Source organism: Bacillus sp. N12A5 (genome assembly GCF_026790125.1).
In the GTDB taxonomy this organism is placed as follows: Bacteria; Bacillota; Bacilli; order Bacillales; family Bacillaceae; genus Bacillus.
In genome coordinates this window covers 355-592 of sequence record NZ_JALAMR010000033.1, presented here as the reverse complement: position 1 = coordinate 592, position 238 = coordinate 355, and the positions used below count along the sequence as shown (strand labels likewise).

The window sequence follows — 238 nt, the reverse complement described above, 5'->3', positions numbered from 1 at the left end:
CAGGAAGGGAATTTCAAGGCCGGGCGATTTGCGTTAATTTCTGCTGATGAACTGATCGTGGCTCACACGAATGAAACGGAGTATCGCTCATTTATTTCTAATAAGAAGAATGAAGCCCTGCACTCAAGAATCATTGTGATGCCGGTCCCTTATAATTTAAAAGTGTCTGAGGAAGAGAGAATTTATGAAAAAATGATTGCAGAAAGCGATGTGTCGGATGTTCATATTGCCCCGCATA

The 238-nt window shown here is 41.6% G+C and carries 1 pseudogene; it reads left to right on the top strand.

From position 1 onward, the window contains the following. Nucleotides 1-238, top strand: a pseudogene (locus tag MOC09_RS20025) (protein prkA); the annotation flags it as partial.